Source organism: Candidatus Pantoea soli, assembly GCF_007833795.1.
Lineage (GTDB): Bacteria > Pseudomonadota > Gammaproteobacteria > Enterobacterales > Enterobacteriaceae > Pantoea > Pantoea soli.
In genome coordinates this window covers 3,610,955-3,636,424 of the sequence record NZ_CP032702.1, presented here as the reverse complement: position 1 = coordinate 3,636,424, position 25,470 = coordinate 3,610,955, and the positions used below count along the sequence as shown (strand labels likewise).

The following is a 25,470-nucleotide window of genomic DNA, read 5'->3' as shown; positions in this document are numbered from 1 at the left end:
GAACAGACCATTTTCTCTTAAAGGATTCAGTAACATGTCAGAACATAGCACGAACGAAATGCAGTTCCAGATTCAGCGCGTTTACACCAAGGATGTCTCTTTCGAAGCCCCGAATGCGCCACAGGTTTTCCAGAAAGAGTGGGAGCCGGAAGTTAAACTGGATCTGGACACCGCCTCTTCTCAGCTGGCTGATGAAGTGTATGAAGTGGTGCTGCGCGTGACAGTTACGGCCACGGTTGGCGAAGAGACGGCGTTCCTGTGTGAAGTTCAGCAGGCAGGTATCTTCACCATCAGCGGGATTGAAGGAACGCAGATGGCGCATTGCCTGGGTGCATACTGCCCGAACATCCTGTTCCCGTACGCACGTGAGTGCATTACCAGCCTCGTATCACGCGGAACCTTCCCTCAGCTCAACCTGGCGCCAGTCAACTTTGATGCTCTGTTCATGAACTATCTGCAGCAGCAGGGTGAAGGCGAAGCGCCACGTCAGGATGCCTGATGAGTACACTCAACGCTTCGATTAGCGTCATCGGTGCCGGCTCGTACGGCACCGCTCTGGCCATCACCCTGGCCCGCAACGGCCACCCGGTTCTGCTCTGGGGCCACAATCCGCTCAGCGTGGCGCAGCTGCAAGCTGACCGATGCAATACCGCGTTCCTGCCTGATGTGCCTTTCCCCGATAATCTCGTTCCCGACGCTGACCTGAAGCAGGTTGTCAGCGCCAGCCGCGATCTGCTGGTGGTGGTACCCAGCCATGTATTTGGTGATGTGCTGGCTCAGATCCGGCCGTATCTGCGTGCCGACTCGCGTATTGTCTGGGCGACGAAGGGACTGGAAAAAGAAACCGGACGACTGCTGCAGGATGTGGCGCGCGACATACTTGGTGAAGAGATTCCGCTGGCGGTGATTTCCGGCCCTACCTTCGCGAAAGAGCTGGCTGCCGGATTACCGACCGCCATTGCGCTGGCGGCCACCGATGCGCAGTTTGCCGAGGATCTGCAGCAGAAGCTGCACTGCGGCAAAAGTTTCCGCGTCTACAATAATCCCGATTTTATTGGCGTGCAGCTGGGCGGTGCGGTGAAAAACGTCATCGCAATCGGGGCCGGTATCTCTGACGGTATTGGTTTTGGTGCTAACGCGCGCACCGCGCTGATCACCCGCGGACTGGCAGAGATGAGCCGTCTCGGCGCCGCGCTGGGCGCAGACCCGACCACCTTTATGGGCATGGCCGGACTGGGCGATCTGGTGCTGACCTGTACCGATAATCAGTCGCGCAACCGCCGTTTCGGCATGATGCTGGGGCAGGGCGAGAGCGTGGATGCTGCGCAGCGCATTATCGGACAAGTTGTAGAGGGCTACAGAAACACTAAAGAAGTCAAAGCCCTGGCGGAGCGCGTTGGCGTGGAAATGCCGATTACCGAGCAGATTTATCAGGTGCTGTATTGCGAAAAATCGGCGCGGGAGGCAGCATTGAGTTTACTTGGCCGCGCAAGGAAGGATGAGAACAGCCAAAGCTGATGCAGGATGCACAGCGAAATCACCTGTAGCGCCTTTCAGGCGCTTTTTTTATCGGGAGCAAACAGCAATGTCGTCTGAAGAGTTAGAACTGGTCTGGAACCATATCAAAGCTGAAGCCAGAGCGCTGGCCGATTGTGAACCGATGCTGGCCAGTTTTTATCACGCGACATTACTTAAGCATGAAAATCTCGGCAGTGCGCTGAGCTACATGCTGGCAAACAAGCTGGCTAACCCGATTATGCCTGCCATTGCGATACGTGAGATTGTGGAAGAAGCGTATCGTCAGGATCCGGAGATGATTGTCTCCGCTGCTTACGATATTCAGGCGGTGCGCCAGCGCGATCCGGCCGTTGATAAATACTCCACGCCGCTGCTTTATCTCAAAGGTTTCCACGCCCTGCAGGCTTACCGCATTGGTCACTGGCTGTGGAAGGAAGGCCGTCGGGCATTGGCCGTTTACCTGCAAAATGAAATTTCTGTCTCGTTTGCCGTAGATATCCATCCGGCAGCGCGCATTGGCCGCGGCATTATGCTTGACCATGCCACCGGCATCGTCATTGGCGAAACCGCAGTGGTCGATAACGATGTTTCGATTCTGCAGTCGGTGACGCTGGGCGGTACCGGAAAAACCAGCGGCGACCGTCATCCCAAGATTCGCGAGGGCGTGATGATTGGTGCGGGGGCCAAGATTCTGGGCAATATCGAAGTCGGGCGCGGGGCAAAAATCGGCGCCGGTTCGGTGGTGCTGCAGCCGGTGCCGCCCCATACCACTGCGGCAGGTGTGCCGGCGCGCATTGTCGGCAAGCCAACCAGTGACAAACCGTCCATGGATATGGATCAGCACTTTACCGGTGCCGGATTCGAATACGGCGACGGCATTTAACCTTTGATCATTGCGCCAGCGTAATCAAGCTGGCGCCACGCTTCATACACCACCACCGAGACCGCATTTGACAGGTTCATGCTGCGGCTTTCCGCCCGCATCGGGATGCGGATTTTCTGTTCCGCAGGCAGCGCATCAAGAATGTCGGCCGGCAGCCCGCGGCTTTCCGGACCAAACAGCAGATAGTCGCCCGGCTGATAGCTGACCGCGCTGTGTGCGGGTGTGCCTTTAGTCGTCAGGGCAAACAGCCGTTGCGGCGTTTCTGCTGCCAGAAATGCCTGATAGCTGGCGTGCTTTTTCAGCGAGGTGTATTCATGATAATCCAGCCCGGCGCGACGCAGCCGTTTATCATCCCAGGCAAAACCCAGTGGCTCGATCAGGTGCAGATGAAAACCGGTGTTCGCACACAGGCGAATAATATTGCCGGTATTTGGCGGGATTTCAGGTTCAAATAAAACGATATTCAGCATAAGGCCCCCGGAAACGAGGGCCGAAGCATAGCAATTATTGGCGGGCGGAGTACAGCGGCAGCCACAGCGTCAGGCGCAGGCCACCCAGCGGGCTGTCGTCGGCTTTAACCCAGCCGCGATGCTGCTGCACTGCGGTTTCGACAATCGCCAGACCCAGACCTGTGCCGCCGGATTCACGATCGCGCGCTTCATCCGTACGGTAGAACGGACGGAAAATCTGCTCACGGTCTTCCGGACTGACGCCCGGACCATCGTCGTCAACGTGCACGGTGATGCCCTCAATATCCACCGCGAAGCTCACGCTGATGTGAGTGTGCGAATAACGCAGCGCATTACGCACAATGTTTTCCAGCGCGCTCTCCAGGGCATGCGGATTACCGTACAGCGGCCACGGGCCCGGCGGGTAAGGCACATCCATGGTTTTACCCATCTGTTCCGCCTCAAACCGCGCATCTTCCAGTACGCCGTTCCACAGCTGATTCGCTTTCATCGCTTCACTGACCAGCGCATTTTTATGCTGCGTACGGGAGAGCACCAGCAGGTCATTGATCATGCCGTCCAGACGCTGTGCCTCGGTTTCGATGCGTTCCAGCTCTTTGCCTTCACCGTGACGGCGACGCAGCAGCGCGGTTGCCAGCTGCAGGCGCGTCAGCGGGGTGCGCAGTTCGTGGCTGATATCAGACAGCAGGCGCTGCTGGGCCGTCATCATACGTTCAAGCGCGCTGACCATCTGGTTGAAGCTCGAACCGGCTGCCAGAAACTCCTGCGGCCCTGACTCCAGTTCCGGGTGCTGACGCAGATTGCCGCTGGCAACCTCATCCGCCGCATATTTCAGCTTGCGTGCCGGGCGTGCCAGACTCCACGCCAGCCAGAGCAATAAAGGCGAGCTGATCAGCATGGTGACAATCAGCAGCAGCAGCGGACGGTCAAACAGCAGGTTAACAAAATCAAGCTGCGAGCTAGTGGCGGGGCGAATCAGATAGAGCTGGTAATTGTCTTCACCATCGCGCACCGCGAACGGCCCCACCATCTCTACGCGGCCATATTTTTTCTTTTGCGGATGATCGGCGTTATCAGACTGGCCGATAAAGTTACGGATCACCTGCATTTCGTTGTGCTGTGCGCCAATCACCCGGCCTTCACTGGTGACCAGCAGCAGACGCTGGCCTGGCGGCGCCCATTTGTCGATAGCGCGGAACAGACGGCGCCACCACATTAAATCGTTTGGCGGATCCTGCGACAGTTCGGCCTCAACGTGTTGTTCAATCATGGTGCCCTGACGCTGTTCGCTCTCCATCAGTGACGTCATCTGACGCGAATCGAGCTTGGGCACCATTAATACCAGCATCAACACCAGCGCCAGCGTGAGCCAGAAGATGGCGAAGATGCGGGTGGTCAGACTGCCTATCATGATGCCGAAACCATCAGATAACCGCGTCCGCGCAGGGTTTTAAACCATGGGTGACCATCACGACGTTCCGGCAATTTACGGCGCAGGTTTGAGATGTGCATATCGATAGCGCGGTCAAACGGCGTCAGGCGTTTGCCCAGCACTTCCTGACTCAGATGCTCACGGGATACCACCTGGCCTAAATGCTGTGCCAGCAGATAGAGCAGGGTGAATTCGGTGCCGGTGAGATCCAGCGTTTCGTTATCAAAGCTGGCTTCCTGGCGACCCGGGTTTAGGCGCAGGCAATCCACTTCCAGTGTCGGTGAGCTGTTGTCGTGCTGCTGTTGCTGCTCGCTCCAGCTAGAGCGGCGCAGAATCGCGCGGATGCGCGCCACCAGTTCACGATCGTTGAACGGCTTCGGCAGGTAGTCATCTGCCCCCAGCTCCAGCCCCAGCACGCGATCCAGCTCGCTGCCGCGTGCGGTAAGCATAATCACCGGTGTCTGATGCTGCTGTCGCAGCTCTTTTAAGGTGTCGATACCGTTCTTTTTCGGCATCATAACGTCAAGCAAAAGCAAATCCACGGTGCTGTCCAGCAGGTTGAGCGCCTGCTCGCCATCGCTGGCCACAATCACCTCAAAACCTTCCATTTCAAGCAGTTCTTTAAGCAGCGAAGTTAATTCGCGGTCATCATCAACCAACAGGATTTTATTCATTTTTTAGTGCCCTCCGCAGGCAAAATACCGTGTTCCATGACTTGCAATCCAACGCTTTACGTAGTTTTACACCCCCTGACGGATGTTTGCAGCTATCGCCGTACACTGGCTCTCGTTGAATCGCAAAATGGAAAGAACCGGGAGTAAACGATGCGCTACTTAACCGCCGTCGTCATTGCCTCAGCGATGGTTCTCAGTCAGGCCAGCGCAGAAGCAGCAGACACGACGACGATTGACGAGATGCATCAGAACGGCGGATTGACGTCAGGCAGTATGACGCAAAATCCGCAAAGCCACATGTTCGATGGTATTGAGCTGACTGAACAACAGCGGCAACAAATGCGTGACCTGATGCAGCAAGCGCGCCATGAACGCCCGGTCGTGAGCGTACAGGATATTGAAACCCTGCATGACCTTGAGACGGCGGACCAGTTTAATGAAAACGCCGTGCGGCAGCAGGCAGAGAAGCAGGCCAAAGCACAGGTTGAATTGCAGGTTGAGATGGCCCGGGTGCGGAACCAGATGTACCACCTGTTAAGCCCGTCGCAGCAAGCCACATTGCAGAAGAATTTTGAGCGGCGCCTGAAGGAAGCGCGTCGTGTCGCAGGATTGCAGCCCTCATCACCGCTGCATGCAGTGAGTAGTACCAGCAGTAACCAGTAACATAGTATCCCTGTTTTCCTTGCCATAGACACCATCCCTGTCTTCCCCGCCATGATGGCGGGGTTTTTTTTGACTGTTTTTCCTGCACAATGGCCTCTGCTCTGTCATCCTCTATCCGGCAAGGCGATGTTAAACTGATGTCATTCACTCTGAACCCGGCGCACACGTCTCGCGTGTTGCCAGAAGAGGCAAGGCATGGAACCTTCCTACGCAAAGCTGGTTAATCATGCGGCGCTGGCGGCCACAACGCTGGCGACGCTGCTGCTTATTGTTAAGATTTTTGCCTGGTGGTATACCGGTTCGGTCAGCGTCCTTGCGGCGCTGGTGGATTCGCTGGTGGATGTTGCCGCCTCGCTCACTAACCTGCTGGTGGTGCGCTATTCCCTGCAGCCCGCCGATGATGACCATACCTTCGGGCACGGCAAAGCGGAATCGCTGGCCGCGCTGGCGCAAAGCATGTTTATCTCAGGTTCGGCACTGTTTCTGTTTCTTACCGGCATCCAGCATCTGGCCTCACCGGAGACCTTACGGGCGCCGCTGGTCGGTATTGTCGTGACCGTCGTGGCGCTGATATCTACCCTGATACTGGTGGCTTTTCAGCGCTGGGTGGTACGGCGCACCCGCAGTCAGGCGATTCGCGCCGATATGCTGCACTATCAGTCTGATGTGGTGATGAACGGGGCGATCCTGGTCTCGCTCAGCTTAAGCAGCTATGGGTTTGTGCGCGCAGATGCGCTGTTCGCGCTGGGGATAGGTGTTTACATTCTCTATAACGCGCTGCGCATGGGGTATGAAGCAGTGCAGTCGCTGCTTGACCGCGCTTTGCCAGAGCATGAAAAACAGGCGATTATCACCCTGGTCAGTCAATGGCCAGGCGTGCGCGGGGCGCATGCGTTACGCACGCGCCAGTCAGGCCCGACACGTTTTATCCAGCTGCATCTGGAGATGGATGACCATCTGGCGCTGGTACAGGCGCATCAGGTGGCCGACAGAATCGAACAGGCACTGAGGCAGAAATTTCCCGGCGCGGACGTGATTATTCATCAGGACCCCTGTTCTGCCGTGCCAGAGAATCAGCAGGGTTTTTTTCAGTTTTAGCGCTTATAAATCAGTGAATTGTGAAGGTAAGTGACGAATTACTAACAACTTTGTAAAAAATTAGCGAAAACTTGTCTGACCTGAATCAATTCAGCATCAAGCCTTTGATATACTATCTGCAACTATTAAGCCGTGCGATCGCGAGCTGGTCCACACCGGTCGACAGGCAGGAATAATCCTTAGTTTTGAACAATCCAGAGGTTGTCATGATCAAAAAAATCGGAGTACTGACCAGCGGCGGCGACGCCCCCGGCATGAACGCAGCCATTCGCGGAGTTGTCCGTTCCGCGCTGAGTGAAGGCCTTGAAGTATTTGGTATTTATGACGGCTATCTGGGTTTGTATGAAGATCGGATGATCAATCTCGACCGCTACAGCGTTTCAGACATGATCAACCGCGGTGGCACCTTCCTTGGCTCTGCGCGTTTTCCGGAGTTTCGCAATGAAGAAGTGCGCCAGGTTGCGATTGAAAACATGAAAAAGCGCGGTATCGATGCGCTGGTGGTGATCGGCGGTGACGGCTCGTATATGGGGGCCAAGCGCCTGACTGAAATGGGCTTTCCCTGCATTGGCCTGCCAGGCACCATTGATAACGACGTCGCGGGCACCGATTACACCATCGGGTATTTCACCGCGCTGGAAACCGTGGTGGAAGCCATTGACCGCCTGCGCGACACATCCTCTTCACATCAGCGTATCTCGATTGTGGAAGTGATGGGCCGTTACTGCGGCGATCTGACCTTAGCCGCGGCGATTGCCGGTGGCTGTGAATTCATCGTGCTGCCTGAAATTCCTTACACCCGCGAAGAGCTGGTCGCCGAGATCAAAGCTGGCATCGCCAAAGGTAAAAAACATGCCATCGTAGCGATTACCGAGCACATTTGTGATATCGACGATCTGGCCCGCTTCATCGAAACCGAGACCAAACGCGAAACCCGCGCAACGGTGCTGGGACACATTCAGCGCGGCGGCGCGCCCTGTGCTTACGATCGTATCCTCGCTTCGCGCATGGGGGCTTACTCCATTGAGCTGCTGCTGCAGGGTTATGGCGGCCGCTGCGTCGGCATCCAGAACGAGAAGATGGTGCACCATGACATCATTGATGCCATTGAAAACATGAAGCGTCCGTTTAAACGCGACTGGCTGGATACCGCCAAAAAACTCTACTGATTCCTGCCGGCACAGGCGCGACACCGTTCGCGCCTTTTTATTATTTGCTATATTCCCCATAGTTATAAACGCTTATTTTTAATTCTTTAAGCTGTGAATTGCTTTGTGTCAGTCTTGACGCATAACGACCTCGGGAGAGTAAGCAATGAACAAGTGGAGTATTGGCGTCACCCTGTTACTGGCCTCAACCAGCGTGCTGGCAAAGGATATCCAGCTGCTGAACGTCTCTTATGATCCAACCCGTGAGCTGTACGAGCAGTACAACAAAGCATTCAGCGCGCACTACAAGCAGGAAACCGGCGATAACGTCGTGATCCGTCAGTCACACGGGGGTTCAGGCAAACAGGCGACGTCAGTCATTAACGGCATTCGTGCTGACGTGGTGACGCTGGCGCTGCAGTCCGATGTGGACGCCATTGCAGACCGCGGTCGTATCGATAAAAACTGGATTAAACGTCTGCCGGATAACTCGGCACCTTATACCTCCACCATCGTGTTTCTGGTGCGCAAAGGCAACCCGAAAGGCATTCATGACTGGTCCGATTTAATCAAGCCCGGCGTTTCCGTGATTACGCCTAACCCGAAAACCTCAGGCGGTGCGCGCTGGAACTACCTGGCGGCGTGGGGCTGGGCGCTGGATCAGAATCACGGCGATCAGGCCAAAGCGCAGGCGTACGTTAAAGCGCTGTTCAAAAACGTGGAAGTACAGGATTCCGGTGCGCGCGGCGCGACCAACACCTTCGTGGAGCGCGGCATTGGTGATGTGTTAATCGCGTGGGAAAACGAAGCCTATCTGGCCGTTGATAAACTGGGTAAAGACAAGTTTGAAATCGTGACGCCGGGCGAATCGATCCTGGCTGAGCCAACGGTTTCCGTGGTGGATAAAGTGGTGGACGAGCAGGGGACGCGCAGCGTCGCAGAAGCCTATCTGAAATATCTCTATTCGCCGGAAGGGCAGACGATCGCCGCGCAGAATTACTACCGCCCACGCGATGCAGAAGTGGCGAAGAAGTTTGCCAGCACCTTTGCACCGGTGAAGCTGTTTACCATTGATGAGAAGTTTGGCGGCTGGGCGAAAGCGCAAAAAGCGCACTTTGCAGACGGCGGCAGTTACGATCAGATCATGAAACCGTAACGGTCTCTGTGCAGGATAAAACGGTCAGCTACGCGCTGGCCGTTTTGCGTTGTGTGGCTGAAAAAGCCGTGACTTTCAGCGATACGCGGGTAAGGATACCGACAGGTAAAACAGAGGAGCCTGCTATGCAGGGAAGTCGTCCGCTCAGATGGCTGTGTCTGGTGCTGGTGATCGCCATCGGGGGTCTGATGGCGGCTGCGGTGCACTTCCATAAAAATGCCGATGCGCTGTGGCAAATTATCAATGAAAAATGCGTACCGGATATGCGGCAGCACGGGCGTCCGGCACCCTGCCAGCAGGTCAATCTGGCGCAGGGTTACGTCACGCTTAAGGACATCAACGGACCGCTGCAATACCTGCTGATGCCGATCGAAAAAATCACCGGCATGGAAAGTCCGATCCTGCTTGATCCCGCCACGCCAAACCTGTTTGCCGCTGCCTGGCAACAGCGCGAATTGCTGTCCCGGCAGCATGGCGCGCCGGTGGACGAGCGCGCGGTGTCGCTGGTGATCAACGCACAATACGGGCGCACGCAAAACCAGCTGCACATTCATATCTCCTGCCTGCGGCCCGATGTCCGCCGGCAGCTTGACGCGCTGTCACCCACGCTAAGCGAGCAGTGGCAACCTGCCACACTCCTGCAGCATCGCTACCTTATCCGCACGCTCTCCACGGCGCAGCTGGCACAGCAGAGCGTGTTTATCCGTCTGGCGCTGGAGATTCCCCACGCGCGCAGCGAAATGGGCAAATATGGTCTGGCGCTGGCGCAGCTACCGGATGGCCGCCTGGCATTACTGGCGCTGGAACGTAACTGGCTGAAACTGAACAGAGGCTCGGCGGAAGAGCTGCAGGATCATCGCTGTGAGATCGTGCAGCCATAACCGGCAATAAAAAAGGCGGCGCAGTGGCCGCCTTATTCTGCATCTCAACTCAGGCGTTTTTCGCCGCCGCTGCCGCTTTGACGATGACCGCGAAAGCGTCCGCTTTCAGTGACGCTCCGCCCACCAGCGCACCATCGATGTCCGGCTGGGTGAACAGCTCAGCGGCGTTTTTATCGTTCACCGAACCGCCGTACTGAATGATGACCTGTTCTGCAATGGCTGCATCTTTCTTCGCGATGTGATCGCGAATAAATTTGTGCACCGCCTGTGCCTGGGCTGGCGTTGCGGATTTACCGGTACCGATCGCCCAGACGGGCTCGTAGGCAATGACCGCGCCTTCAAAAGCCGCTGCGCCCTGGGTTTCCAGCACGGCGTCAATCTGACGGGCGCACACTTCTTCGGTTTGACCGGCTTCGTTTTCCGCTTCGGTTTCACCAATGCACAGCACCGGTACCAGACCCGCTGCTTTCAGCACGGCAAACTTTTTCGCAATGAACTCATCGCTCTCTTTGTGGTAAGTACGACGCTCAGAGTGGCCGATAATGATGTATTTTGCGCCGATATCCTTCAGCATGTCAGCTGAGGTTTCGCCGGTGAAGGCGCCAGAGAGGTTAACGTCGACGTTCTGCGCACCCAGCGCGATATGGCTGCCGGAAATGGCATGCTTCGCCTGATCCAGATAGATAGCTGGCGGGGCAATAGCAACGCCGCACCCGTCCACACCCGACAGTGCAGTACGCAGACCTTCAATCAGCTCGCCGGTCATCTGCTTGCTGCCATTCAGTTTCCAGTTACCCATAACCAGTGGATGTCGCATTCTTTCCTCCGCATAACGCGATTCATGAAATAGCGCTGCCATCGGGGCAGCGATGTCTGCCAGACAGTATAGAGATCAAACGTGTCGCTGGCTTTGCTTTTCGTCATTTTTGCCGGTGAGATCAGGGGTTAGCGAGCGCCAGCTTGATAGGTTCAACGGCAAAGGTCAGCCCCTTGTCGCCGTTATCGGCCACCACAAAGCGCAGCGCCCCTTCCGTACGGGCAAAATAGCGTGCGCCTTTTCCGGCGCTGAGCAGCGCGTCCAGTTTTTGCCGGCCATCTTCCGCCGACAGGCCCGGGATAAAGAAGCGCAGCAGGGCGTTCATATACGCCATGGCGCGCGTCTGCGCGGCTTTCATATCCGGTCCGGGCACCGGCAGCCAGGTGATCTGCAGCGTTTTGATTTTACCGGTGCCCTGCTCCAGCGCCGTCGAGGCATACAGCGTCTCGCTGATTTTGCTGGCCGCTCGCGTCAGGTGACTTTTGTCATCGCGATTATCGATGGCGCGGTACTCCGGCAGCGGCAGGTCAGGGTTGGCAGCATTGTACTTCTCGCGAAACTGCGCGATGGTCATGTCAAAGGTAGGCGCACCCGCCAGCAGATACGGTGCTGCAGGCAGGTGTTCGCTGCGATCCTGCCCGGTTGCCTCTTCTGCCCAGGCGGGCAGTGTCAGTGCGAAGCTGAGCAGCAGCGCGACTGGCAGGTTCTTCATTGCTATGGCCCTGAATCATTCACTTAGCCCACGATTAAAACGGTTTTTACCGGCGAAAGTCAAAACCCGCGCCGGGAAAACCGGCGTTTTTTACGCGCGGCGATTACCAGTAGTGTTCACTGGTCATGTGGCCCGGCTTCCGTTTGAAATGCTTGCGCATATCGCGCGTATCTTTCAGCAGTTGCTGGGTGTCGCGCACCATTTGCGGGTTGCCGCACAGCATCACGTGGCTGGTTTCGGCGGTCAGCGGCAGACCCACCGCCCGCTCCAGCTCACCGCTTTCAATCAGCTGCGGAACGCGACCGTGCAGCGAACCGGCCATCTCCTCCCGGCTGACCACGGTCTGCAGATGCAGTTTACCGCGGTAGCGCTGCTGCAGCTGCTGCATCAGCGGCAGGAAACTCAAATCACTGGCATAGCGCGCGGCATGCACCAGCACAATATTGTCAAAACGCGCCAGTCCCTCACCCTGCTGAAGAATCGACAGATAGGGCCCGATGGCCGTGCCGGTGGCCAGCATCCATAACGTCTGGCAATCCGGGATCTCATCAATGACAAAAAATCCGGAGGCTTCTTTGGTGATCATGAGTGAGTCGCCCGGTTGCAGGGCATGTAAACGCGGGCTGAGTTTGCCTTCCGGCACGGTGACCAGATAAAACTCCAGCAGCTCATCCTGCGGGGCATTCACATAGGAGTAGGCGCGCTGTACGCGTTCGCCATCAATTTCCAGCGCCAGCTTAGCAAACTGTCCGGCGATAAAAGGATCGATTGGCGCGGTGACGCGCAGGCTGAACAGCGCATCGGTCCAGTTTTTTACCTCTTTCACTTCCGCATTGACCCACTCTGCCATGATTGCTCCTGATTATTGATAAGTCGGGCATGTCACTATCATCGTCAGCCGTTTACCGGAACGCCAGTCCCGGGCCGGCGAAAGCGCTCTCTGCGTCAAATCCCGCGCACAGATCAACAACTGTAGCGGTCACTTTACACGCTGGTACAGAAGCTTGACGGCCGCATGCACCTGCACGTTGCGGACACCCCTCGCTTTGTCATGAATTCCTGATACTTTTGCCGCCATAACTCCCGGACAGCCTTTTTTAGTGCTGTCTTTACTTTGTTTCTCAGGCAGACATTTTGTTCCATGGCAAAAAGTAACATGCAAAATCGTTTCTTACTGTTCATGCTGATTGTGCTGGTGGCCGTCGGCCAGATGGCACAGACCATTTATGTGCCGGCCATGGCCGATATGGCGGAAGCGCTGAATGTGCGCAGCGGAGCCATGCAGCAGGTGATGGCGGCGTACCTGATGACGTACGGTGGATCGCAGCTGATCTATGGCCCGCTCTCCGATAGTCTCGGCCGTCGGCCGGTGATCCTCGCCGGGATGGCGATCTTTGCCTGTGGCGCAACGATCGCTATCTTCGCCCCTTCGCTGCAGGTGCTGGTACTGGCCAGCGCGGTGCAGGGACTGGGCACCGGGGTGGCCGGGGTGATGGCGCGCACCATGCCGCGCGATCTCTATTCCGGCATTGCGCTGCGCCAGGCCAACAGCCTGCTGAATATGGGGATTCTGGTGAGCCCGCTGTTGGCACCGGTGATTGGCGCGCTGCTGACGCATCTGATTGGCTGGCACGCCTGCTTCGCCTTCCTGCTGCTGCTGTGCCTGAGCGTGACAGCGTCCATGGCGAGCTGGCTGCCGGAAACCCGTCCGCCGGAAACCCCTGCTACGCCATTTTTACGCCGTTATGCCACCCTGCTGAGCGACGGCAATTTTGTCCGCTATCTGCTGCTGCTGGTGGGCGCGCTGGCAGGTATCGCGGTATTTGAAGCCAGCTGCGGCGTGCTGCTGGGCGGCGTGCTCGGCCTTGATGGCCTGACGGTCAGTATCCTGTTTATTCTGCCCATTCCGGCGGCGTTTTTTGGCGCATGGTTTGCCGGCCGTGAGCAACGTTCCTGGCACACGCTGATGTGGTATGGCGTGAACAGCTGTCTGCTGGCGGGCTTACTGATGTGGGTTCCGGCGTGGTTTGGTGTGATGAATATCTGGACGCTGCTGGTGCCAGCCGCACTGTTTTTCTTTGGCGCGGGCATGCTGTTTCCGCTGGCGACGTCCGGTGCGATGGAGCCTTATGCCTGGCTGGCGGGCAGCGCCGGCGCGCTGATTGGCGGCTTACAGAATCTGGGGTCCGGCGTGGTGGCGTGGCTGTCAGCGCTGCTGCCGCAGCACGATCAGTCCAGTCTTGGCATGCTGATGTTCGTGACAGCGCTGGTTATGTTGCTGTGCTGGTGGCCGCTCTCACGCCATCCGGAGAGCGGCAAGCAGACGGTTACAGGATAAACGGATGCAGCGCGGCGTCTTTGCGGTCCAGATAGTGAATGGACTGAATGCGCCGGATGGTGCGCGATTTACCGCGCACCAGCAGCGTTTCGCTGGTTGCTATATTGCCTTTGCGGGTAATGCCTTTCAGCAGATCGCCGGTGGTGATGCCGGTGGCGGCAAAAATAACGTTATCATTGCGCGCCATCTCACTGAGCGTCAGCACCGCGCCTGCGGTAATGCCCATCTCCGCACAGCGCTGTAGCTCCTGTTCGCCAAGACGGCGGTTCTCTGCGCTGTCGCCTTTGACCTCATGACGTGCCAGCAGGCGTGCCTGCATATCGCCATCCATCGCGCGAATCACCGCGGCGGACACCACCCCTTCCGGCGCGCCGCCGATACCGTACAGCACATCCACTTCGCTGTCTGGCATGCAGGTCAGAATGGAGGCGGCCACATCCCCATCCGGAAAAGCAAACACCCGTACACCCAGCTGCTGCAACTGCGCAATAACTGCGTCGTGGCGCGGTTTCGCCAGGATCGAGACGGTGAGCTGACTGAGCGGCTTATCCAGCGCCGCGGCAATGTTTTTCAGATTGGCTTCCAGCGGCAGGGTGAGATCAATGGCCCCGCGCGCGCCGGGCCCGACAATCAGCTTTTCCATATACATATCAGGTGCGTGCAGGAAACTGCCTTTATCGCCCACCGCCAGCACCGCCAGCGCGTTTGCCTGGCCCAGCGCCGTCATGCGTGTGCCCTCAATCGGGTCTACGGCGATGTCGACGGCGTCGCCGCGACCGCTGCCCACTTTTTCGCCGATATACAGCATCGGGGCTTCGTCGATTTCGCCTTCGCCGATCACGATGCGGCCATCGATATCAATGGTGTTGAGCATAATGCGCATGGCGTTCACGGCCGCGCCGTCAGCCGCATTTTTGTCGCCGCGTCCTAACCAGTGATAGCCCGCTAAGGCAGCGGCTTCGGTCACACGGGAAAATTCAATCGCGAGTTCTCGTTTCATGGTCTGCACCTGACAAAAAACAGGCGGGCAGTGTAGCACAGCGGGGAGAAGGGCGGAAAAAACCCGCGGCAGGACGCCGCGGGTCAGCAGGAGGTTACTCTTCTTCTTCCCACGCCTGCGCACGCGCCACCGCTTTTTTCCAGCCGGCATAACGCATGTTGCGCTCCGTGGTTTCAATGCCCGGACGGAACTCGCGCTCCACCACGGCTTTTTCCCGCAGCTCTTCCAAATCGTTCCAGAAACCGACGGCCAGGCCGGCCAGATAAGCGGCACCCAGTGCTGTCACTTCACGCACTTCCGGACGCTCAACGCGCGTACCCAGAATGTCGGACTGGAACTGCATCAGGAAGTTGTTGGCAACGGCACCCCCATCCACACGCAGTGATTGCAGGCGGGTGCCGGCATCATTCTGCATGGCTTCCAGCACGTCACGCGTCTGGTAAGCAATGGATTCCAGCGTGGCGCGGATAATGTGGTTGGCGTTGGCACCGCGGGTCAGGCCAAAAATGGCACCGCGGGCATACGGGTCCCAGTAAGGTGCGCCAAGGCCGGTAAAGGCTGGCACCATGTAGACGCCGTTAGTGTCTTTTACCTTCAGTGCAAAGTACTCAGAATCGGTTGAGTCATTGATCAGCTTCATCTCGTCACGCAGCCACTGAATGGAGGCACCGCCGATGAATACCGCCCCTTCCAGCGCATAGTTCACTTCGCCGCGCGGGCCGCAGGCGATAGTGGTGAGCAGACCATGGGTGGAGGTCACCGCTTCGGTACCGGTGTTCATCAGCATGAAGCAGCCGGTGCCATAGGTGTTTTTCGCCATACCCGGCTGGACACACAGCTGACCATAGAGCGCGGCCTGCTGATCACCGGCGATACCGGCGATCGGAATACGCGTACCGCCTTTACCGCCGATGTTGGTCTGGCCATACACTTCTGAAGAGCCTTTCACTTCCGGCAGCATTTCGCGCGGAATATCCAGAATCTCCAGCATGCGCGCATCCCACTCCAGCTTGTGAATGTTGTACATCATGGTACGGGAGGCGTTGGTGTGATCAGTGACGTGCACGCGCCCCTGCGTCATTTTCCAGATCAGCCAGGTGTCCACGGTGCCGAACAGCAGCTCACCGCGTTTAGCGCGCTCGCGTGCGCCTTCTACGTGATCCAGAATCCACTTCACTTTGGTGCCGGAGAAGTAAGGGTTAATGACCAGACCGGTCGTGTGCTGGATATACTCTTCCAGCCCCTCTTTTTTCAGCTTGTTACAGTAATCGGCGGTGCGCGGATCCTGCCAGACAATGGCGTTATAAATCGGTTTACCTGTCTCTTTGTCCCAGACGATAGCCGTTTCACGCTGGTTAGTGATACCGATGGCCGCGATCTGATCGGAGCTGATATCGGCATGCGCCAGCACTTCTACCAGGGTTGAGCTCTGTGAGGCCCAGATATCCATCGGGTCATGCTCAACCCAGCCCGCTTTCGGGTAGATCTGGGTGAATTCACGCTGTGAGACCGCCACGATGTTAGCGTCATGATCAAGCACCACCGCACGGGAGCTGGTTGTGCCCTGATCGAGCGCGACAATGTATTTTTTATCTGTCGTAGTCATTATGGTTTCCTGATGATTAACGATGAAACTTACGCTTTACGCTGCTCAGCGCGGGCGACCGGTTTTTCTGTTTTAATTGTTGCCGCGACGTTGATCGGCAGGTGACGACCAATCAGGGCACGGTAACCAAAGGCACCGAGGCAGGCACCGACCAGCGGGCCAAAAATCGGTACCAGGAAGTAAGGAATATCTTTACCTCCGGTAAAGGCCACGTCACCCCAGCCAGCCAGGAAGGCAAACAGTTTTGGTCCGAAGTCACGCGCCGGGTTCAGGGCGAAGCCGGTCAGCGGACCCATTGAACCGCCAATAACCGCCACCAGCAGGCCAATCAGCAGCGGTGCCAGCGGGCCGCGTGGCACACCGTTGCCATCATCGGTCAGCGCCATGATGACGGCCATCAGCACCGCCGTGATCACCATTTCGACCAGGAATGCCTGAGCAACCGTGATATGCGGGTTAGGGTAAGTCGAGAAGATACCAGCCAGATCAAGACTTTGCACGCTACCGCGCACCATCTGGTGGCCCGCTTCGTAGTCAAAGAACAAATTGTAGTAAAGGCCGTAGACCAGCGCTGCGGCACAGAATGCGCCGGCAACCTGTGCCAGAATGTACGGAAGAACTTTGCGGCCTTCGAAGTTAGCGAACAGGCACAGCGCGATGGTGACGGCCGGGTTGAGGTGCGCGCCTGAGACGCCCGCACTCAGATAGACCGCCATCGAAACGGCGAGACCCCAGATGATACAAATTTCCCACTGACCGAATGCGGCGCCGGCCAGTTTCAGTGCAGCCACACAGCCCGCACCAAAAAAGATGATCAACCCGGTACCGAGAAACTCGGCGATGCACTGACCTGTTAGTGTGTTCGTTGTCTGACTCATAATGGGATTCCTGAAGCGAGGTTAAATTTTATCAGTTTTTGTTCTCAATCCTTGAGTCGCCCAGCTCTTATGTAGGGGTGATGTGAATTTATCGTTAACGAGCATAAACGAGAAATAGCGAAATTAAATTCTGTGTGGTCCGTCATAAAAATGCGCGTTTTCGCGTCTTTTGCCTTCCTTTAAGGCCCATCAGGCCGGCTTTTCCCCGCACCACTCCTGTGATCGCGCGCAAAATGCGCGAAGATGAGCGTTTTATTAAGCATTAACTGAAAAGTGTTACAGACTGCCCGTGCAGGCCTTGTGCTGCTGGACTTGCCGGGTTTGGCTACATACAATCGGAACATCGTGGCTGGACGCACCGCGTTAAGGCACATCCAGCACCATCAACGCCTTGCAAGATTTAGGAGAGGTCAGAAAGATGTCATTTGAAGTATTCGAGAAACTGGAAGCGAAAGTACAGCAGGCGATTGATACCATCACTCTGCTGCAAATGGAAATTGAAGAGCTGAAAGAGCAGAACAATACGCTGAAGAACGAAGTGAGCCAGGCCTCCGGCAACCACGAAGCGCTGGCGCGTGAGAATCAGCATCTGAAAGAAGAGCAGCACGTATGGCAGGAGCGCCTGCGGGCACTGCTGGGAAAAATGGAAGAAGTTTAAGCCCGTGCGCTTAAACTGACGGGTGCCGCGGCACCCGTTTTTGTACGCGGTTTATTCGAGGTCGAGGGCGTCTTCCGAGAGGATGATCCCGGTGTTGTCAGCATAAAGATGATCGCCGGAGAAGAAGGTCACGCCGCCAAAATTAACGCGGACATCGCTTTCGCCAATGCCTTCACCTGCGGCACCGACCGGAATCGCGGCAATCGCCTGAATCCCAATCTCCAGCTCTTCCAGTTCGTCGACCTGACGCACGGAGCCGTAAACCACAATGCCTTCCCATTCATTTTGTGCCGCCAGACGGGCCAGCTGGGCATCAACCAGCGCACGGCGCACCGAGCCACCACCGTCCACCAGCAGCACCCGACCCCGGCCGTTCTCTTCCAGCAGATCGTAGAGCAGGCCGTTGTCTTCAAAACATTTCACTGTGGTAATTTGACCACCGAATGAGGTGCGACCACCAAAGTTAGAAAAAAGCGGTTCTACAACATTCACTTCTTCATGGTAGATGTCACAGAGTTCAGATGTATCGTATTTCATAGGGATGTCGTCTGTTTGCCACAGGAGCGGTAAGTATATCGCTATCTGGCGATTGTTGGCAAAATCATCAGCGGTCAAAAAAAGCGCTGCATCAATATCCTGCGCAAAAAAATGCCCGGCATACAGGCCGGGCAGTGAATCCAGACAGCGGGATTACAGGATGAAGCGGCTGAGGTCTTCGTCGGCCACCAGCACATCCAGATGTTTACCCACGTATTCTGCGTCGATGGTGATGGACTCGCCGTGACGATCGCTGGCGTCATAGGAGATATCTTCCATCAGACGCTCCAGCACGGTGTGCAGACGACGCGCACCGATGTTTTCGGTGGTTTCGTTAACCTGCCATGCGGCTTCTGCGATACGACGAATACCGTCTTCGGTGAACTCAACGTTAACGCCCTCTGTGCCCATCAGCGCTTTGTACTGCACGGTGACCGACGCGTTAGGCTCGGTGAGGATACGCTCGAAATCGTTGACGGTCAGCGCCTGCAGCTCAACGCGAATCGGCAGACGACCCTGCAGCTCCGGAATCAGATCCGACGGGCTGGCCACCTGGAAAGCACCGGAAGCGATAAACAGAATGTGGTCGGTTTTCACCATGCCATGCTTGGTTGAAACCGTGCAGCCTTCCACCAGCGGCAGCAGGTCGCGCTGGACGCCTTCACGCGAAACGTCCGGACCGGATGACTGGCCGCCGCGCTTACAGATTTTGTCAATTTCGTCGATGAACACGATACCGTGCTGCTCAACGGCGTCGATGGCGTCCTGCTTCAGTTCTTCCGGATTCACCAGCTTCGCGGCTTCTTCTTCGATCAGCAGCTTCATGGCATCTTTGATCTTCAGCTTGCGCGGCTTCTGCTTCTGGCCGCCCAGGTTCTGAAACATCGACTGCAGCTGGCTGGTCATCTCTTCCATGCCCGGAGGCGCCATGATTTCCACGCCCGGTGCCGACACCGCCAGATCGATCTCAATCTCTTTATCGTCCAGCTGGCCTTCACGCAGCTTTTTGCGGAACGACTGGCGCGCGGCAGAAGGTTCAGCGCTCTGCTCTGGCTGGCCCCAGTTGTTTTTCGCCGGTGGGATCAGCACATCAAGGATGCGGTCTTCCGCCATCTCTTCCGCGCGGTATTTGTTTTTTTCGATAGCCTGACTGCGCACCATTTTGATGGCGGAATCCGTCAGGTCACGAATAATGGAATCCACTTCTTTACCGACGTAGCCCACTTCAGTGAACTTGGTGGCTTCCACTTTGATGAAAGGCGCATTGGCCAGTTTCGCCAGGCGACGGGCAATTTCGGTTTTACCGACACCGGTCGGGCCAATCATCAGGATATTTTTTGGCGTCACTTCATGACGCAGCTCTTCATCCAGCTGCATACGACGCCAGCGGTTACGCAGGGCGATCGCCACTGCTTTCTTGGCGCCGTCCTGGCCGATGATAAAGCGGTTAAGTTCGCTGACAATCTCGCGTGGAGTCATCTCAGACATGGTTTTGATCCTTACGCCCTGGACGGCAATTCTTCGTAATTAATGTTGTGGTTGGTATAGATGCAGATATCACCTGCAATGTTCAGCGCTTTCTCGACGATGTCGTGCGCGCCCATTTCGGTGTTTTCCAGCAGCGCACGTGCCGCTGCCTGGGCGTAAGGCCCGCCTGAACCAATCGCAATCAGGTCATTTTCCGGCTGAATCACGTCGCCGTTACCGCTGATGATCAGCGAGGAGTTTTCATCCGCTACTGCCAGCAGGGCTTCCAGACGACGCAGCATGCGGTCAGTCCGCCAGTCTTTAGCCAGCTCAACCGCGGCTTTAACCAGGTGACCCTGATGCATCTCCAGCTTGCGCTCAAACAATTCAAACAGGGTGAAGGCATCTGCGGTGCCGCCAGCAAAGCCGGCGATCACTTTGTCGTTGTAAAGACGACGCACCTTTTTCACGTTGCCTTTCATCACGGTATTGCCGAGCGTCGCCTGGCCATCACCGCCAATCACGACCCGGCCGTTGCGTCGTACACTTACTATTGTTGTCACGGGCAGACCCCTTGTTACAGTGGAAAAAAGACTCTGCGCACCCGGCGCGGAGTAACATGCAACCAGATATGGGGCGGGATTAAACAGTTTCAACCCTTCGGCATCAGACTTCCTTTCCCCGGCAACATTGTGCGCCCTGACCCTGCAGCCCGCGCCACCTGCGGGCTGCGGGCGACACAAAGCAAAACGCCAGACGTTCATCACGTCTGGCGTTTCCTCGCGGCAAAAGCGGTTTTCAGATTATTCAGGGCAGGGCGAGCGGAATACAGCTGCTGTGGCCGGAGCTGTGCAGCCGTTTCACGGTGCTGTCTGCGCTGCTGCGATCCTTAAAGGGCCCGATAACCACCCGATTCCAGCCGCCGCCGGTGGTAATGCGGCTTTCGAAGCCTTCAAATGCCAGACCGGCGCGCACCGATTCTGCCTGATCGCTGCCCTTGAATGAACCGCACTGCACCATCCAGCGCTGGGAAATGGCTTTCTCTTCAGGTTTGGCTTTCGCCGTTTCCTGTGGCTTCGTCTGCTGTACCGGCTCGCGGGTCACGGGCGCAGCCTGCTGCTGACGGGCCGCCTGCTGTTGCTGCAACTGCTGCTGACGCTGCTGCTGCTGTAACTGCTGTTGCTGGCGCTGCCACTGCTGCTGCTGTAACTGCTGTTGCCGCTGCAATTGCTGCTGCTGTTGCTGAGCCTGCTGCTGCCGCTGCAGTGTCTGCTGGCGCTGGGCCGGCGTCTGTTCATTCCACGGCACTTCATTCAGCTGGGTGGGCTGCTGACGCATATCTGCCTGCATCTGCTCCAGCAGCTGGCGCTGTTCATCGGTCAGCTGGGTTTGTGACTTGATCTCTCCGCCGGCAGAAGGCTCTGTTGGCGAGGGCACGGTCACCTGACGGTTTTCCAGCTCTTTAATGTATTTCCAGCGCTCCTCCGGCTTAGGCGGAAGACCGTTGCCGTTGGCTTTATGATTCGGAATAACCGTTGTCTCTTCTTTTTTATGATGCGAGATGAACCATAAACCACCGGCAAAGGTGACCAGTACCGCCGCAGCCAGTACGATCATCAGCTTTGACGTGCCGGAGCTGCCTTTGCTTTTCTTGCTGCGGCCTGCGGGTTTTTTGCGACGCGTCCCTGTTGAACGCCCGCGGCCTACGTAATCTCTCTGTGCCACTTTCGTTCTGATACCCTTCAAAAAAATGCCACTGGGCGTGTAAATGGGATGTGAATGGTGCCCGGCAAGGAATGCGTCATGTTACTCAAGGGCTGGAACTTTGACCAGCAGAGTCTGCCTTCAGAATCTGCTGAAAATGCACGGTTTCACGTCTTATTTTTCACGTTTTGCTGCCGGTGCCGTACTGCCACGCACGCGCAATTCTGCGTCCAGCAGACGTGAACCGCTGTTTACCCGCTTGCCCTGCAATTCATCCAGCAGCAGCAGCATGGCCTCGCGGCCAATGTCAAAGCGCGGCTGGGCGACGGTGGTCAGCGGTGGATCGTAATACTGCGCCAGTTCGATATCATCAAAGCCCACCACCGAAAGGTCCTGCGGCACGCGCAGCCCCAGTTTGCGCGCCTGATTAATGGCGCCCAGCGCCATCAGGTCGCTGTGGCAGAACAGGGCTTTGGGCGGTTGTGGCAGGCTCATCAGCTGTTTCAGCGCGCTGGCCCCTGCTTCAAAGGTAAAATCACCATGCACAATAAAGCGGGGTTCAATGGCGATGTTGCTGCGGCGCAGCGCCTGAATATAGCCCTGCAGACGATACTGGCTGAGCGGTACCTGCTCCGGCCCGGTGATACAGGCGATCTGTCGGTGACCCAACTGCAGCAGATGATTCACCGCCTCAAAGGCCGCGGTCAGGTTGTCGATATGCACCGTGGGCAGCGCCATTTCCGGGGCGAACTCATTGCCCATCACCATCGGCGGCAGATTACGCTGGTCTTCAATCCCGGCGTCAAACGGCAGCTGTGAACCCAGCAGCACCATGCCGTCAATCTGGCGCGTCAGCATCAGGTTCAGAAAGGTTTTCTCCTGCTGATCCTGATGCGCGCAGTCACCAATCAGCACCAGATAGCCTTCCTGCGCAGCGGTCACTTCCACGCCGCGAATGATTTCGCTGAAAAAGGGATCGCAGATGTCCGGCACTATCACCAGAATGGTCTGCGTCTCTCCGCGTTTCGCATTGCGCGCCAGTCCATGCGGCGCATAGCCCACCGCTGTTACCGCCTGTTCAACCTTCTGTCGGGTGGCGGCAGAGACCTTTTCCGGATTCATCAGCGCGCGGGAAACGGTGGCGGTTGAGACGCCGGCTTTCTCAGCCACGTCTTTCATGGTGGCGGCAGAGGGGGATTGCTTCTGGTCCAACGTATGACTCCTGACGCGGTACAGCGCATTGATTTCCTGAGATGACCCGGCTTCAGCCAGGCCGGGCACTATTGTTAACCCAACGCCGGGTGAGGTTGTTACCTAATTTGCATAAAAATTGTGACTTGTGCGACTTTTTTCGATCTGTCTCGCAGATGTCGTGCGGCTCAGCTCTCGGTGGGGTCGATATCCAGCGTCCATTTCACCTTACGCGCAGCAGGCAGCGTGGCGATCAGCGGCAAAGATCCTTCCAGCAGCGTTTGCAGTCGCTTGCGTGACGGGTGCTGCAGCAGCAGCTGCCAGCGCCAGCGGCCGCTGCGCTTCGGTGCCAGTGCGGGCACCGGCCCCATCAGCCACATTGCCGCGTCTTTTACCGGGCTGGCTTCCAGCAGATTGCGCAGCTGAGTGAGAAACGCTGCGGCCTGCACATTATCCAGGTCCTCAGCGCGAAACAGCGCATGGCTGGTCCACGGTGGAAGCTGCACCGCCTGACGTTCCAGCAGCGTCTGATCGGCAAACGCAAAATAGCCCCGGTGCAGCAGCGTTTGCAGCAGCGGATGTTCCGGATGGTGCGTCTGTAGCAGTACTTCGCCCTGTTTTCCGGCGCGTCCGGCGCGTCCGGCCACCTGCGTATAAAGCTGAGCGAAGCGTTCGGCGGCCCGGAAATCGGCAGAAAACAGCGCGCCATCGACATCCAGCAGCGATACCAGCGTCACATCAGGAAAGTGATGCCCTTTCGCCAGCATCTGGGTGCCGACCAGAATGCGCGCGCCGCCGCGATGCACGTCAGCCAGATGTTGCTCCAGCGCGCCTTTACGGCTGGTGGTATCGCGGTCAATGCGCGACACCGGCACGCCGGGAAATAGCGTGCCAAGCTGCTGTTCCAGCTGCTCGGTGCCCACGCCGACCGGCATCAGATGGGTAGAGCCGCAGCCCGGACACTGGTGCGGCAGCGGCCGCTGGCTGTCGCAATGGTGACAGCGCAGCTGACGATGCTGCTGGTGAAGGGTGTAATAGCTGTCACAGCGCTGGCACTCGGCCAGCCAGCCGCAATCGTGGCACATCAGTGCTGGCGAGAAACCGCGCCGGTTGAGAAACAGCAGCACCTGATTATCCGCCTGCAGATGCTGACGCATTTTGCCCAGCAGCGCCGGTGCCAGGCCACCTTTTAACGGCTGGCCTTTCAGATCAATCAGCTGCTGCAAGGCAGGTTTTGCATTACCGGCACGTTTCGTCAGATTGAGCTGACGGTATTTGCCGGCACGCACATTGTGCAGCGTCTCCAGCGCTGGCGTGGCGGAGCCCATTACAATCGGGATGTTCTCCTCATGCGCCCGGAACACCGCCAGATCGCGCGCCTGATAACGCCAGCCCTCCTGCTGTTTATACGAGCTGTCGTGCTCTTCATCAATAATGATGACGCCCGGCCGCGCCAGCGGTGTAAACAGCGCAGAGCGCGTGCCGATCACTATCGCCGTCTCACCACTGCGCGCGCGCAGCCACACCGCCAGGCGCTCGCTGTCGTTCAGCGCGGAGTGCAGCACATCCACCGGCGCGTCGAAGCGTTCGCGGAAGCGCGCGATGGTTTGCGGCGTCAGGCCGATTTCCGGCACCAGCACCAGCGCCTGTTTGCCGCGTGCCAGTACGTTTTCCAGCACGCTGAGATAGACTTCGGTTTTGCCCGAGCCGGTAATACCCGCCAGCAGCCACGCGGCGTAATGATCGTCCTCGCTGCGAATCGCCCCGACTGCCATCGCCTGATCGGTATTGAGCCGCAGCCGTTCGCCTTTTACGGCAAAGCTGCTGCGCCAGTCGTACTGCTGCGGCGCATGCTCACGCAGGTCGCACAGCCCTTTCGCGCGAAGTGCCTGCAGCGCAGCGTCGGTCAGGTCCTGCTCGCTGACCTGATGACGATACAGCGGCTGCTGGCGTAACGCCGCCAGCGCCTGCTGCTGTTTGGGCGCGCGTTTCAGGCTATCAAGCGCCACTTCCCGCCCGGCGTCATTCACCACCCACTGCCAGAGCGGCGCCGCCTGGGCCGGTTTACCCTGCCGCAGCAGCACCGGCAGCGCATGGCTCAGCACTTCGCCCAGCGGCGAGTGATAGTACTTCGCGGCCCAGTTGAGGATGCGCCACAGCGCGGGGGAGAACAGGCTGCGATCGTCCAGCAGTGCCTCAATCGCTTTGAGCTGCGTGAGCGGCAGATCGCTGGTTTCACGCAGCGCTACAACGATGCCAGTCATTTTGCGGTTACCAAAGGGTACGCTCACGCGCGCGCCAGCCACCGGCTGCGGCGCATCAGCAGGCAGCAGGTAATCAAACAGGCGGGGCAGCGGAACGGGCAGGGCAACCTGAACAACGGGCATGTCGATCTCTATCCGGTTTCAAAAAGGGGTGAAGTAGTGTACACGCTCACTTCGCCGGCGTCATACCTCCGGCGGTGGCATCCCTGCCGGCGTGCCGCGTCAGGTATGGGCAGGAAATGCTGCGGTGATTTGATCGGGGCGTGCATATTCTGTATACTATGCCGCCTTTGATGAGATAGCTCGTCAAAGCATACACATTTTATTCACCGCGTGTGGTGCTGTGCAGGTCCGCCTGGCACGGAGAGCGACACG

Annotated in this window: 25 protein-coding genes; 10 read left to right on the top strand and 15 right to left on the bottom strand. The window is 57.4% G+C overall.

From position 1 onward, the window contains the following. Positions 1-34: 34 nt before the first annotated feature. From secB to cysE, 3 genes are all read left to right on the top strand, one after another. Positions 35-499 carry a protein-export chaperone SecB gene (gene secB, locus D8B20_RS16860; protein ID WP_145890121.1) on the top strand — a complete coding sequence of 155 codons (465 nt, stop codon included), beginning with the start codon at positions 35-37 and terminating at the stop codon, positions 497-499. After that, a complete protein-coding gene (gene gpsA / locus D8B20_RS16855; protein WP_145890119.1) occupies positions 499-1,518 on the top strand; it encodes an NAD(P)H-dependent glycerol-3-phosphate dehydrogenase in 1,020 nt (339 codons plus the stop codon). Before secB ends, gpsA begins: the two co-directional genes overlap by 1 nt. Before the next feature lie 67 nt (positions 1,519-1,585). Further along, the gene (gene cysE, locus D8B20_RS16850; RefSeq protein WP_145890117.1) at positions 1,586-2,401 is read left to right on the top strand and encodes a serine O-acetyltransferase; all 816 of its coding nucleotides are present in this window, start codon (positions 1,586-1,588) and stop codon (positions 2,399-2,401) included. On the opposite strand, the gene trmL is transcribed toward cysE, so the two are convergent. The 3 genes from trmL to cpxR are packed head-to-tail and all read right to left on the bottom strand — an operon-like array spanning position 2,398 to position 4,977. After that, on the bottom strand, positions 2,398-2,871 hold the full coding sequence (gene trmL / locus D8B20_RS16845) for a tRNA (uridine(34)/cytosine(34)/5-carboxymethylaminomethyluridine(34)-2'-O)-methyltransferase TrmL (protein ID WP_145890115.1): 474 nt from the start codon (positions 2,869-2,871) through the stop codon (positions 2,398-2,400). The two genes, cysE and trmL, sit on opposite strands and share 4 nt — an antisense overlap. A 34-nt stretch (positions 2,872-2,905) precedes the next feature. Next, positions 2,906-4,282 carry an envelope stress sensor histidine kinase CpxA gene (gene cpxA / locus D8B20_RS16840; RefSeq protein ID WP_145890112.1) on the bottom strand — a complete coding sequence of 459 codons (1,377 nt, stop codon included), beginning with the start codon at positions 4,280-4,282 and terminating at the stop codon, positions 2,906-2,908. After that, a complete protein-coding gene (gene cpxR, locus D8B20_RS16835; RefSeq protein WP_145890110.1) occupies positions 4,279-4,977 on the bottom strand; it encodes an envelope stress response regulator transcription factor CpxR in 699 nt (232 codons plus the stop codon). The genes cpxA and cpxR overlap by 4 nt, the downstream gene beginning before the upstream one ends. A gap of 150 nt (positions 4,978-5,127) precedes the next feature. Here cpxR and cpxP point away from each other — a divergent pair, with 150 nt between their 5' ends. The 5 genes from cpxP (at position 5,128) to D8B20_RS16810 (ending at position 9,923) form a co-directional block, all read left to right on the top strand. Further along, positions 5,128-5,640, top strand: coding sequence for a cell-envelope stress modulator CpxP (cpxP, locus tag D8B20_RS16830; protein ID WP_145890108.1), 513 nt, complete (start codon positions 5,128-5,130; stop codon positions 5,638-5,640). 195 nt (positions 5,641-5,835) lie between these two features. Beyond that, positions 5,836-6,738, top strand: a complete 903-nt coding sequence (fieF, locus tag D8B20_RS16825; RefSeq protein ID WP_145890106.1) for a CDF family cation-efflux transporter FieF — start codon at positions 5,836-5,838, stop codon at positions 6,736-6,738. A 206-nt stretch (positions 6,739-6,944) separates the two neighbouring features. Further along, a complete protein-coding gene (gene pfkA / locus D8B20_RS16820; protein ID WP_145890104.1) occupies positions 6,945-7,907 on the top strand; it encodes a 6-phosphofructokinase in 963 nt (320 codons plus the stop codon). 145 nt (positions 7,908-8,052) lie between these two features. Beyond that, a complete protein-coding gene (locus D8B20_RS16815) occupies positions 8,053-9,042 on the top strand; it encodes a sulfate ABC transporter substrate-binding protein (RefSeq protein WP_145890102.1) in 990 nt (329 codons plus the stop codon). Between the two features lie 125 nt (positions 9,043-9,167). Then, positions 9,168-9,923 (top strand): CDP-diacylglycerol diphosphatase, encoded by a 756-nt coding sequence (locus D8B20_RS16810; protein ID WP_145890100.1) that lies wholly within the window; start codon positions 9,168-9,170, stop codon positions 9,921-9,923. 49 nt (positions 9,924-9,972) lie between these two features. Here D8B20_RS16810 and tpiA read toward each other — a convergent pair whose 3' ends face one another. From tpiA to fpr, 3 genes are all read right to left on the bottom strand, one after another. Next, the gene (tpiA, locus tag D8B20_RS16805; protein WP_145890098.1) at positions 9,973-10,740 is read right to left on the bottom strand and encodes a triose-phosphate isomerase; all 768 of its coding nucleotides are present in this window, start codon (positions 10,738-10,740) and stop codon (positions 9,973-9,975) included. 121 nt (positions 10,741-10,861) lie between these two features. Beyond that, positions 10,862-11,452: a YiiQ family protein gene (locus D8B20_RS16800; RefSeq protein WP_145890096.1), complete on the bottom strand. Its 591-nt coding sequence runs from the start codon at positions 11,450-11,452 to the stop codon at positions 10,862-10,864. A 103-nt stretch (positions 11,453-11,555) separates the two neighbouring features. Continuing rightward, positions 11,556-12,302, bottom strand: coding sequence for a ferredoxin--NADP(+) reductase (gene fpr, locus D8B20_RS16795; protein ID WP_145890094.1), 747 nt, complete (start codon positions 12,300-12,302; stop codon positions 11,556-11,558). Positions 12,303-12,593: 291 nt separating this feature from the next. Between fpr and emrD the strand changes: the two genes are divergently transcribed. Then, complete coding sequence (emrD, locus tag D8B20_RS16790; protein WP_145890092.1) at positions 12,594-13,790, top strand: multidrug efflux MFS transporter EmrD; 1,197 nt, start codon at positions 12,594-12,596, stop codon at positions 13,788-13,790. On the opposite strand, the gene glpX is transcribed toward emrD, so the two are convergent. The 3 genes from glpX to D8B20_RS16775 all read right to left on the bottom strand — a co-directional run bounded on the left by glpX (position 13,780) and on the right by D8B20_RS16775 (position 17,274). Then, positions 13,780-14,790: a class II fructose-bisphosphatase gene (glpX, locus tag D8B20_RS16785; RefSeq protein WP_145890090.1), complete on the bottom strand. Its 1,011-nt coding sequence runs from the start codon at positions 14,788-14,790 to the stop codon at positions 13,780-13,782. The genes emrD and glpX overlap by 11 nt on opposite strands. A gap of 94 nt (positions 14,791-14,884) precedes the next feature. Next, entirely contained in the window at positions 14,885-16,396 is a 1,512-nt protein-coding gene (glpK, locus tag D8B20_RS16780) for a glycerol kinase GlpK (protein ID WP_145890088.1), read from the bottom strand. A gap of 29 nt (positions 16,397-16,425) precedes the next feature. Further along, entirely contained in the window at positions 16,426-17,274 is an 849-nt protein-coding gene (locus D8B20_RS16775; RefSeq protein WP_145890086.1) for an MIP/aquaporin family protein, read from the bottom strand. Positions 17,275-17,692: 418 nt separating this feature from the next. On the opposite strand from D8B20_RS16775, the gene zapB reads away from it, so the two are divergent. Beyond that, entirely contained in the window at positions 17,693-17,932 is a 240-nt protein-coding gene (gene zapB / locus D8B20_RS16770) for a cell division protein ZapB (protein ID WP_145890084.1), read from the top strand. A 51-nt stretch (positions 17,933-17,983) separates the two neighbouring features. Here zapB and rraA read toward each other — a convergent pair whose 3' ends face one another. The 6 genes from rraA to priA form a co-directional block, all read right to left on the bottom strand. Continuing rightward, positions 17,984-18,469: a ribonuclease E activity regulator RraA gene (gene rraA, locus D8B20_RS16765; RefSeq protein ID WP_145890082.1), complete on the bottom strand. Its 486-nt coding sequence runs from the start codon at positions 18,467-18,469 to the stop codon at positions 17,984-17,986. A gap of 153 nt (positions 18,470-18,622) precedes the next feature. After that, entirely contained in the window at positions 18,623-19,957 is a 1,335-nt protein-coding gene (gene hslU / locus D8B20_RS16760; RefSeq protein ID WP_145890081.1) for an ATP-dependent protease ATPase subunit HslU, read from the bottom strand. Positions 19,958-19,968: 11 nt separating this feature from the next. After that, complete coding sequence (gene hslV / locus D8B20_RS16755) at positions 19,969-20,499, bottom strand: ATP-dependent protease subunit HslV (protein ID WP_145890079.1); 531 nt, start codon at positions 20,497-20,499, stop codon at positions 19,969-19,971. A gap of 244 nt (positions 20,500-20,743) precedes the next feature. Next, on the bottom strand, positions 20,744-21,661 hold the full coding sequence (gene ftsN / locus D8B20_RS16750) for a cell division protein FtsN (RefSeq protein ID WP_145890077.1): 918 nt from the start codon (positions 21,659-21,661) through the stop codon (positions 20,744-20,746). A gap of 153 nt (positions 21,662-21,814) precedes the next feature. After that, on the bottom strand, positions 21,815-22,852 hold the full coding sequence (gene cytR / locus D8B20_RS16745; RefSeq protein ID WP_145890075.1) for a DNA-binding transcriptional regulator CytR: 1,038 nt from the start codon (positions 22,850-22,852) through the stop codon (positions 21,815-21,817). 167 nt (positions 22,853-23,019) lie between these two features. Then, the gene (gene priA / locus D8B20_RS16740; RefSeq protein ID WP_145890073.1) at positions 23,020-25,218 is read right to left on the bottom strand and encodes a primosomal protein N'; all 2,199 of its coding nucleotides are present in this window, start codon (positions 25,216-25,218) and stop codon (positions 23,020-23,022) included. Positions 25,219-25,470: the final 252 nt, after the last annotated feature.

What these genes read in the sequence shown, in the direction of transcription:
- secB (WP_145890121.1), top strand. Translation starts at nt 35, where the DNA reads ATGTCAGAACATAGCACGAACGAAATGCAGTTCCAGATTCAGCGCGTT.
- gpsA (WP_145890119.1), top strand. Translation starts at nt 499, where the DNA reads ATGAGTACACTCAACGCTTCGATTAGCGTCATCGGTGCCGGCTCGTAC.
- cysE (WP_145890117.1), top strand. Translation starts at nt 1,586, where the DNA reads ATGTCGTCTGAAGAGTTAGAACTGGTCTGGAACCATATCAAAGCTGAA.
- trmL (WP_145890115.1), bottom strand. Translation starts at nt 2,871, where the DNA reads ATGCTGAATATCGTTTTATTTGAACCTGAAATCCCGCCAAATACCGGC.
- cpxA (WP_145890112.1), bottom strand. Translation starts at nt 4,282, where the DNA reads ATGATAGGCAGTCTGACCACCCGCATCTTCGCCATCTTCTGGCTCACG.
- cpxR (WP_145890110.1), bottom strand. Translation starts at nt 4,977, where the DNA reads ATGAATAAAATCCTGTTGGTTGATGATGACCGCGAATTAACTTCGCTG.
- cpxP (WP_145890108.1), top strand. Translation starts at nt 5,128, where the DNA reads ATGCGCTACTTAACCGCCGTCGTCATTGCCTCAGCGATGGTTCTCAGT.
- fieF (WP_145890106.1), top strand. Translation starts at nt 5,836, where the DNA reads ATGGAACCTTCCTACGCAAAGCTGGTTAATCATGCGGCGCTGGCGGCC.
- pfkA (WP_145890104.1), top strand. Translation starts at nt 6,945, where the DNA reads ATGATCAAAAAAATCGGAGTACTGACCAGCGGCGGCGACGCCCCCGGC.
- D8B20_RS16815 (WP_145890102.1), top strand. Translation starts at nt 8,053, where the DNA reads ATGAACAAGTGGAGTATTGGCGTCACCCTGTTACTGGCCTCAACCAGC.
- D8B20_RS16810 (WP_145890100.1), top strand. Translation starts at nt 9,168, where the DNA reads ATGCAGGGAAGTCGTCCGCTCAGATGGCTGTGTCTGGTGCTGGTGATC.
- tpiA (WP_145890098.1), bottom strand. Translation starts at nt 10,740, where the DNA reads ATGCGACATCCACTGGTTATGGGTAACTGGAAACTGAATGGCAGCAAG.
- D8B20_RS16800 (WP_145890096.1), bottom strand. Translation starts at nt 11,452, where the DNA reads ATGAAGAACCTGCCAGTCGCGCTGCTGCTCAGCTTCGCACTGACACTG.
- fpr (WP_145890094.1), bottom strand. Translation starts at nt 12,302, where the DNA reads ATGGCAGAGTGGGTCAATGCGGAAGTGAAAGAGGTAAAAAACTGGACC.
- emrD (WP_145890092.1), top strand. Translation starts at nt 12,594, where the DNA reads ATGGCAAAAAGTAACATGCAAAATCGTTTCTTACTGTTCATGCTGATT.
- glpX (WP_145890090.1), bottom strand. Translation starts at nt 14,790, where the DNA reads ATGAAACGAGAACTCGCGATTGAATTTTCCCGTGTGACCGAAGCCGCT.
- glpK (WP_145890088.1), bottom strand. Translation starts at nt 16,396, where the DNA reads ATGACTACGACAGATAAAAAATACATTGTCGCGCTCGATCAGGGCACA.
- D8B20_RS16775 (WP_145890086.1), bottom strand. Translation starts at nt 17,274, where the DNA reads ATGAGTCAGACAACGAACACACTAACAGGTCAGTGCATCGCCGAGTTT.
- zapB (WP_145890084.1), top strand. Translation starts at nt 17,693, where the DNA reads ATGTCATTTGAAGTATTCGAGAAACTGGAAGCGAAAGTACAGCAGGCG.
- rraA (WP_145890082.1), bottom strand. Translation starts at nt 18,469, where the DNA reads ATGAAATACGATACATCTGAACTCTGTGACATCTACCATGAAGAAGTG.
- hslU (WP_145890081.1), bottom strand. Translation starts at nt 19,957, where the DNA reads ATGTCTGAGATGACTCCACGCGAGATTGTCAGCGAACTTAACCGCTTT.
- priA (WP_145890073.1), bottom strand. Translation starts at nt 25,218, where the DNA reads ATGCCCGTTGTTCAGGTTGCCCTGCCCGTTCCGCTGCCCCGCCTGTTT.